Here is a 7,324-nt window from a genome sequence, read left to right as displayed (position 1 = left end):
AGTACCAGCTGCGCCACCGCGACTGGGAGGCCGCCGAACGCGAGGGCCGCACCATCGCCCCGCTGCTGACCCGGCTCAACACCGTCCGGCGCGAGCATCCCTCGCTGCACGGGCTCAGGAACCTCCGCTTCCACCACACCGACAACGACGAGGTCCTCGCGTACAGCAAGCGCAGCGGATCCGATGTGGTCCTGGTGGTCGCCAACCTCGATCCCCACCACACCCAGGAGGCCACGGTCTGGCTGGACATGCCGCACCTCGGCCTCGACCGGCACGAGTCGGTGCCGGTGCGCGACGAGCTCACCGGCGAGACCTACCACTGGGGCAGGAACAACTACGTGCGGTTGGAGCCGGGGCGGGCTCCCGCGCACGTCTTCCACGTCCAGTCCCCGCCCGCCGCGCACGCGAACGGAGGGGCAGAAACGTCATGACCGTGAACGAGCCCGTTCTGGACACCTTCGAGGACACTCCCGCCAGGGACCGAGATCCGGATTGGTTCAAGCGCGCCGTCTTCTACGAGGTGCTCGTCCGCTCGTTCCAGGACAGCGACGGCGACGGTGTCGGCGACCTCAAGGGCCTCACCTCCAAGCTCGACTACCTGCAGTGGCTCGGTGTCGACTGCCTGTGGCTGCCGCCCTTCTTCAAGTCGCCGCTGCGCGACGGCGGTTACGACGTCGCGGACTACACGGCGGTGCTGCCGGAGTTCGGTGACCTCGCGGACTTCGTCGAGTTCGTCGACGCCGCGCACCAGCGCGGCATGCGCGTGATCATCGACTTCGTCATGAACCACACCAGCGACCAGCACCCGTGGTTCCAGGAGTCGCGCAAGGACCCCGAAGGGCCCTACGGCGACTACTACATGTGGGCGGACGACGACAAGGGCTACCCGGACGCGCGGATCATCTTCGTCGACACGGAGACCTCGAACTGGACCTTCGACCCGGTGCGCGGCCAGTACTTCTTCCACCGCTTCTTCTCCCACCAGCCGGACCTCAACTACGAGAACCCCCGCGTCCAGGAGGAGATCCTGGCGGCGCTGAAGTTCTGGCTGGACCTGGGCATCGACGGCTTCCGGCTGGACGCGGTGCCCTATCTCTACGCGGCCGAGGACACCAACTGCGAGAACCTGCCCGCCACGCACGCGTTCCTCAAGCGCGTCCGCCGGGAGATCGACGCGCAGTACCCGGACACGGTGCTGCTGGCGGAGGCCAACCAGTGGCCCGAGGACGTCGTCGACTACTTCGGCGACTACGCGAACGGTGGCGACGAGTGCCACATGGCCTTCCACTTCCCGGTCATGCCGCGCATCTTCATGGCCGTACGCCGCGAAAGCCGCTACCCCGTGTCGGAAATCCTCGCCAAGACCCCGGCCATCCCGTCGGGCTGCCAGTGGGGGATGTTCCTGCGCAACCACGACGAGCTGACGCTCGAGATGGTCACCGACGAAGAGCGCGACTACATGTGGGCCGAGTACGCCAAGGACCCCCGCATGCGTGCCAACATCGGCATCCGCCGCAGGCTCGCCCCACTGCTGGACAACGACCGGCACACCATCGAACTGTTCACCGCCCTGCTGCTGGCCCTGCCCGGTTCGCCGATCCTGTACTACGGCGACGAGATCGGCATGGGCGACAACATCTGGCTCGGCGACCGGGACGCGGTCCGCACGCCGATGCAGTGGACGCCCGACCGCAACGCCGGCTTCTCGACCTCCGACCCCGGCCGTCTCTTCCTGCCCGCGATCATGGACCCGGTCTACGGCCATCAGGTGACCAACGTCGAGGCGTCGATGTCGTCGCCCTCGTCGCTGCTGCACTGGACCCGCCGCATGATCGAGATCCGCAAGCAGAACCCGGCCTTCGGTCTCGGCTCGTACACCGAACTGCCCTCCTCCAACCCCGCGGTGCTGGCGTTCCTGCGCGAGTACGAGGACGACCTGGTCCTGTGCGTGAACAACTTCGCGCGGTTCGCGCAGCCCACCGAGCTGGACCTGCGCGAGTTCGCGGGGCGGCACCCGGTGGAACTGTTCGGCGGGGTCCGCTTCCCTGCCATCGGCGAGCTGCCGTACCTCCTGACGCTCGGGGGCCACGGCTTCTACTGGTTCCGGCTCACCCGGGTCGCCTCCCGCATCGGCCGGCGACTGTGAGCCTGCGCCGGCGAAAGGAGGCGTGACCATGCCGAAGACCGCATTCCTCCGCCCCGACCTGCGGCGCCTGGCCGAGCCCATGGAGTCGCTCGGCGGGCTGCTGCGCGAGTGGCTGCCCCGGCAGCGCTGGTTCGCGGGCAAGGACCGGCCCGTCACGGAGCTCGGCCTGCTGTCCATGACCGAGCTCTTCCCGGGCTGTCTGCATCTGCTGGTCCACGCCGGACACGCCGGCCACACGGGCGTGCCCTCGCCCGGCGGGGCTCCCCCGGCAGGCGACTGCTACCAGCTCCTGCTCGGCGTACGGGAGCACCCGTCGCCGCGGCTCGGGCGGGCGCTCATCGGGCGGGTGCAGGAGGGGCCGCTGGCCGGGCTGACGGTGTACGACGCGCTGCACGACCCCCGTTCGGCCCAACTGCTGCTGGACCGGCTGCGGCAGCCCGGCACCGCGGGCCCCCTGCGCTTCGACTGCGACCCGGACCAGCGGGTGCCCGCCGGACTGGTGCCGCGGCTGCTGGACGCCGAGCAGTCCAACTCCTCGCTCGTGTACGGCGACGAGTACATCCTGAAGGTCTTCCGGCGCATCCAGCCGGGCGTCAACCCGGACCTGGAGGTGCCGGGCGCGCTGGCCCGCCAAGGCTGTCACCGCGTTCCCGCGCCGGTGGCCTGGTTCCAGACCCGGCATCCCTTCAAGGCCACCCTCGGCGTGCTGCAGCCGTATCTGCGGGACGCCTCCGACGGCTGGGCTCTGGGGCTCGACGCACTGGCGGCCGGGGACGACTTCACGGTCCAGGCCCGTGCCCTGGGCGGGGCCACCGCCGAGGTGCATCTCGCGCTGGCGTCGGCGTTCCCCGTGGGCGGGCCCGGGGAGAACGGGCAGACGGCGGCCGCGATGACCGAGCGGCTGGACGCCGCCGCGCACTGCGTGCCCGCGCTGCAGCCGTTCGTGCCGGGTCTGCGGACCGCGTTCGCCGCCCTCACGAGTTGCGACCCGGGTCCGCCGGCCCAGCGGATCCACGGCGACCTGCACCTCGGTCAGGTGCTGCGGGCCGGGCGCGAGTGGTTCGTGATCGACTTCGAGGGCGAGCCGTCCCGGCCGCTCTCCGAACGGCGCAGCGCCCACTCCCCGGTGCGGGACATCGCCGGGATGCTGCGTTCCTTCGACTATGCCGCCCGGCAGCGCCGCCCCTGGCGCCCCGAGTGGGCCCGGCGCTGCCGCGAGGCCTACTGCGCGGGCTATGCCGCCCGCGCCGGCTGGGATCCCCGGAAGAAACACGGACTGCTCCGCGCCTACGAGACGGACCGGGCCGTGTACGAGGTGCTGTACGAGGCACGGCACCGCCCCGACTGGCTGCCTGTACCGATGGCGGCGATCGAGCGCCTCGCCGTGAGAGGAGACTGAGCCGTGGCCCTGCGAGACACCTCAATCCCGGAGCCGTCCGGCCCGGTCCCGAGCACGACCGCGACCGCCCTGAGCCCACAGGACCGGGGGCGGCTGCTGGCGGGTGCCCATCACGATCCGCACGCGCTGCTAGGTGCCCACCCGGTGCCGGGCGGGGTCGTGTTCCGGGTGCTGCGTCCCTTCGCCCGCGCGGTGAGCGTGGTCATCGACGGGAGACGTACGGCACTCGTCTCGGAGGGCGACGGCCTCTTCTCGGGCGTGCTGCCGCTGGACGCGATCCCCGCGTACACCCTGCACGTGGCGTACGAGGAGGGCGAGCTGGAGACGCACGACCCGTACCGTTTCCTGCCCGCGCTCGGCGAGCTCGACCTCCACCTGATCCGCGAGGGCCGCCACGAGCAGCTGTGGCAGGCGCTCGGCGCCCTTCCCATGACCCACGAGGGCGTGAGCGGCACCCGGTTCACGGTGTGGGCGCCGAACGCGCAGGGCGTGCGGGTCGCCACGGACTTCACCCACTGGGACGGGACACAGTTCCCTATGCGGTCCCTGGGTGCCTCGGGCGTGTGGGAGCTGTTCCTGCCGGGCGTCGGCGAGGGAACGCCGTACAAGTTCGAGATCCACTCCCGGTACGGCCACCGCTTCCTCAAGGCCGACCCGATGGCACGGCGCTGCGAGGAGCCGCCCAATACCGCGTCGATCGTGACGGCCTCGCACTACGAGTGGGGCGACGCCGAGTGGATGGCGCACCGCGCCGACACACCCGTGCACGAGGCGCCCTTCTCGGTGTACGAGGTGCACCTGGCCTCGTGGCGGCCGGGGCTGACCTACCGGCAGCTCGCCGAGGAACTCCCGACGTACGTCAAGGACCTGGGCTTCACGCACGTCGAGCTGATGCCGGTCGCCGAGCACCCCTTCCACGGGTCCTGGGGCTACCAGGTCACCGGGTTCTACGCCCCGACGGCCCGGCTCGGCACGCCGGACGACTTCCGCTTCTTCGTCGACGCCTGCCACCGGGCCGGTCTCGGCGTGATCATGGACTGGGTGCCGGCGCACTTCCCGAAGGACGACTGGGCGCTGGCCCGGTTCGACGGGGAGCCGCTGTACGAGCCGGGCGACGACCGGCGCGCCGAGCATCCGGACTGGGGCACGTACGAGTTCGACTTCGGGCGCACCGAGGTGCGTAATTTCCTGGTCGCGAACGCCGTGTACTGGTGCGAGGAGTTCCACATCGACGGCCTGCGCGTGGACGCCGTCGCCTCGATGCTGTACCTGGACTATTCACGCGAGGACGGGCAGTGGGAGGCCAACGCGTACGGCGGCCGGGAGGACCTGGCGGCCATGCGGTTCCTGCAGGAGATGAACGCGACCGTGTACCGGCGCGCTCCCGGGGTGGTCACCATCGCCGAGGAGTCCACCGCCTGGGGTGGTGTGACCCGGCCGACCGACACCGGCGGGCTCGGCTTCGGCCTGAAGTGGAACATGGGCTGGATGCACGACTCGCTGGAGTACATCGCCCACGAGCCGGTGCACCGCAAGTACCACCACCACGAGATGACGTTCTCCATGGTGTACGCCTACAGCGAGAACTACGTGCTCCCGATCTCCCACGACGAGGTCGTGCACGGCAAGCAGGCCCTGGTGTCGAAGATGCCCGGCGACTGGTGGCAGCGGCGCGCCACGCACCGGGCCTACCTCGGCTTCATGTGGGGGCATCCCGGCAAGCAGCTGCTGTTCATGGGGCAGGAGTTCGCACAGGGGGCGGAGTGGTCGGTGGAGCACGGCCCGGAGTGGTGGCTGCTCGACGACGGGTACCACTCCGCGGGCGACCACCGGGGCGTGCGCGACCTGGTCCGTGATCTGAACACCGCGTACCGGGCGACGCCGGCGCTGTGGCAGTGCGACACCCGCCCGGAGGGCTTCCGGTGGGTGGCGGTGGACTCCGCGGACGACAACGTCTTCGCCTTCCTCCGCTACGACGCCGAGGGCCGTCCGCTGCTGGCGGTGTCGAACTTCTCCCCCGTAGTCCGGCAGGACTACGGCCTGTGGGTGCCGGGCGGTGTCGTCGCCTGGGAGGAACGCCTCAACACCGACGACGCGCGCTACGGCGGCAGCGGCGTGACCAACCCGGATCCGGTCAAGCCGGAGGACGGATGTGTCCGGATCACGCTGCCTCCGCTCGCCACGGTGTGGCTGACGCCGTTCGCCGTGTGAACTCCCGCGGTCCCACCAGGTGTCTCGTCCGCCTGGAGGGGCACTGGGGGTCGTACCACCGGGAGCACCCGGTGGTACGACGCGGCAGGGCACAGAAGGGCGGGCATCACGTGCGGACCGTGGGAGTGGAGGAGGAACTCCTCCTGGTCGATCCGGAGACCGGAGAACCGCGGGCGCTGTCCGCAGCGGTGCTCGCCCGGGCCGAGAGGGACGACGCGGATCAGGACGTCTTCGAGAAGGAACTCCACGAGCAGATGCTGGAGTTCGCCACCCATCCGCAGTCGTCCATGGAGAGCCTGCGCGAGGAGATCGTCCGCTGCCGCAAGGAGGCGGCGCGGCACGCGGGGGAGATCGGCTGCACCGTGGCGGCGCTCGCCACCTCACCGCTGCCGGTGAGCCCCGCCGTCAGCTTCAACCGGCGCTACCGGTGGATGGCGGAGCAGTACGGCATCGCCACCCGGCAGCAGCTCGTGATGGGCTGCCATGTGCATGTGTCGGTCGAGTCCGACGACGAGGGCGTCGCGGTCGTCGACCGGCTGCGTCCGTGGCTGCCGGTACTGCGGGCGCTCAGCGCGAACTCGCCGTTCTGGCAGGGCGAGGACACGGGGTACAGCAGTTACCGCAGCCGGGTGTGGCTGCGGTGGCCGTCGGCCGGCCCGACCGAGATCTTCGGCTCGGCCGAGCGGTATCACCGGCTGATCGCGGACATGGTGGCCACCGGCGCCCTCCTCGACGACGGGATGATCTACTTCGACGCACGGCTGTCCCAGCGGTACCCGACGGTGGAGCTGCGCGTCGCGGACGTCTGTCTGCACTCCGGCACGGCCGTGCTGGTCGCCACGCTCGTGCGCGGACTGGTCGAGACGGCCGCGCGCGAGTGGCGGGCCGGCCGTGAACCGCTCGACCACAGTGTCAGCCTGTTGCGGCTGGCCGACTGGCAGGCCGCCCGGTCCGGCCTCTCGGGCGAGCTGCTGCACCCGGCGACCATGCGGCGCATGCCCGCCGAAGCCGTCGTGCGTGCCCTGCTGGAGCATGTCGAGGAGGCCCTCGACAGCACGGGCGACCTGGAGCGCGCGCGGGCCGCCTGCGACGAGCTGCTGCGGGACGGCAACGGCGCCCAGGTGCAGCGCGCGCTGATGGAGCGCACGGGGAGCCTGCGGGACGTCGTCACCGAGTGCGTCCGCCACACGCAGGCGTGAGACGTCCCGTTCGTCCCGGGCAGGGGTCTCAGAGGATCAGGGCGAGGGCGTAGGCCAGGAAGAACGCCGCGATCAGCACCACGAGGACGATGATCACGGTCATCGGGCCCTTGGACCAGCCCTTGGTCGGGTTGTGGGTCTCCCGGGGCAGCGTCTCGGGCATGCTGCTCTCCGCGGGTGGGGTCTCACCCGGCGGTACACCGCCGCCGGGTTCCAGACCGGGGGTGCGTTCGGGTTCGGGATCGGGACTGATGTGAGTCATGCGGTCCGGGTCCCCCGATCACGCCGAGATCATCAGCGGGTCGACTTCCGTATTTTCCGACCCCGAAGGGTCTCGACTCGACTACATTCGAGCACCGCCGATGACGG

Annotated in this window: 6 protein-coding genes; 5 read left to right on the top strand and 1 reads right to left on the bottom strand. The window is 70.6% G+C overall.

Features of this window, described 5'->3' with window-relative positions:
- The 5 genes from AB0F04_RS34575 to AB0F04_RS34555 all read left to right on the top strand — a co-directional run.
- Positions 1-431: alpha-glucosidase C-terminal domain-containing protein (locus AB0F04_RS34575; RefSeq protein ID WP_362049316.1), on the top strand; the 431-nt coding region annotated here is incomplete at its 5' end.
- Complete coding sequence (gene treS, locus AB0F04_RS34570) at positions 428-2,146, top strand: maltose alpha-D-glucosyltransferase (protein WP_362049313.1); 1,719 nt, start codon at positions 428-430, stop codon at positions 2,144-2,146. The genes AB0F04_RS34575 and treS, both read left to right, overlap by 4 nt.
- A gap of 28 nt (positions 2,147-2,174) precedes the next feature.
- On the top strand, positions 2,175-3,545 hold the full coding sequence (locus AB0F04_RS34565) for a maltokinase (RefSeq protein WP_362049310.1): 1,371 nt from the start codon (positions 2,175-2,177) through the stop codon (positions 3,543-3,545).
- Between the two features lie 3 nt (positions 3,546-3,548).
- On the top strand, positions 3,549-5,756 hold the full coding sequence (gene glgB, locus AB0F04_RS34560; protein WP_362049307.1) for a 1,4-alpha-glucan branching protein GlgB: 2,208 nt from the start codon (positions 3,549-3,551) through the stop codon (positions 5,754-5,756).
- Between the two features lie 110 nt (positions 5,757-5,866).
- The gene (locus AB0F04_RS34555) at positions 5,867-6,955 is read left to right on the top strand and encodes a glutamate--cysteine ligase (RefSeq protein ID WP_362049304.1); all 1,089 of its coding nucleotides are present in this window, start codon (positions 5,867-5,869) and stop codon (positions 6,953-6,955) included.
- 28 nt (positions 6,956-6,983) lie between these two features.
- On the opposite strand, the gene AB0F04_RS34550 is transcribed toward AB0F04_RS34555, so the two are convergent.
- Positions 6,984-7,217 carry a DUF6480 family protein gene (locus AB0F04_RS34550; RefSeq protein ID WP_053674091.1) on the bottom strand — a complete coding sequence of 78 codons (234 nt, stop codon included), beginning with the start codon at positions 7,215-7,217 and terminating at the stop codon, positions 6,984-6,986.
- Positions 7,218-7,324: the final 107 nt, after the last annotated feature.

It is taken from the genome of Streptomyces sp. NPDC029041, assembly GCF_040637515.1.
Lineage (GTDB): Bacteria > Actinomycetota > Actinomycetes > Streptomycetales > Streptomycetaceae > Streptomyces.
The sequence above is the reverse complement of the archived record's forward strand: the minus strand, read 5'-3'. Positions and strand labels throughout refer to the sequence as shown.

What these genes read in the sequence shown, in the direction of transcription:
- treS (WP_362049313.1), top strand. Translation starts at nt 428, where the DNA reads ATGACCGTGAACGAGCCCGTTCTGGACACCTTCGAGGACACTCCCGCC.
- AB0F04_RS34565 (WP_362049310.1), top strand. Translation starts at nt 2,175, where the DNA reads ATGCCGAAGACCGCATTCCTCCGCCCCGACCTGCGGCGCCTGGCCGAG.
- AB0F04_RS34550 (WP_053674091.1), bottom strand. Translation starts at nt 7,217, where the DNA reads ATGACTCACATCAGTCCCGATCCCGAACCCGAACGCACCCCCGGTCTG.